The sequence below is a fragment of the Arthrobacter sp. GMC3 genome (assembly GCF_002929305.1).
In the GTDB taxonomy this organism is placed as follows: domain Bacteria; phylum Actinomycetota; class Actinomycetes; order Actinomycetales; family Micrococcaceae; genus Specibacter.
This window is the reverse complement of record NZ_PJIO01000155.1, coordinates 1-531: the sequence shown is the minus strand read 5'-3', so window position 1 is coordinate 531 and position 531 is coordinate 1. Positions and strand designations below refer to the sequence as shown.

Below are 531 nucleotides of genomic sequence, written 5' to 3'. Positions count from 1 at the left end.
CGGTGACTTTGTAACGCAGGCCAACCTCGGCATCCAGAGCATAGTCGGCGACATTTTCCAGCGGCTTGCCGAGCTCGCCAGTACTGAACAGTTCGAAGGTCTTGCCCACCAGGTAGCGGTTGTAGTCCCACTTCATCGCCGCCAGGTAGAAGTTCTCCTTGTCGCCGTCGGCGAACTCGTAGTCGCTGCGGTTGATCAGGCCGGCCAGGGAGAAGGCGCCCAGCTCGTTATCCCAGAACTGATAACCCGGACCGGTACCGATGGTGCGCTGGCGGCGGACGTCTTCGATCTGGTCGTGCTTGTAGCTCAGGCGCCCCTGCCAGAACCAGTGCTCGTCGAGGAGGCGGTCCAGCGCGTACTCGGCATCCCAGTTGTCGGTGACCGTCACGCCGTCGCGGTACTCGCGGTTGTAGTTGCCGGTGCCATTGTGCCGCCACAGGCCGTGACGCGCCTTGGTGTCGAAGGAGACGTCGTAGTCGTCGGTATCGGTCTCGGCACGCTTGTAGTCCATCGCCACGTCGACATTGCCCT

The 531-nt window shown here is 62.3% G+C and carries 1 protein-coding gene; it reads right to left on the bottom strand.

What is annotated here, in order from left to right; genetic code table 11:
- Window positions 1-531, bottom strand: a 531-nt coding sequence (locus CXQ94_RS24105; RefSeq protein WP_146070431.1) for a DUF481 domain-containing protein, incomplete at both ends; no start/stop codon positions are given.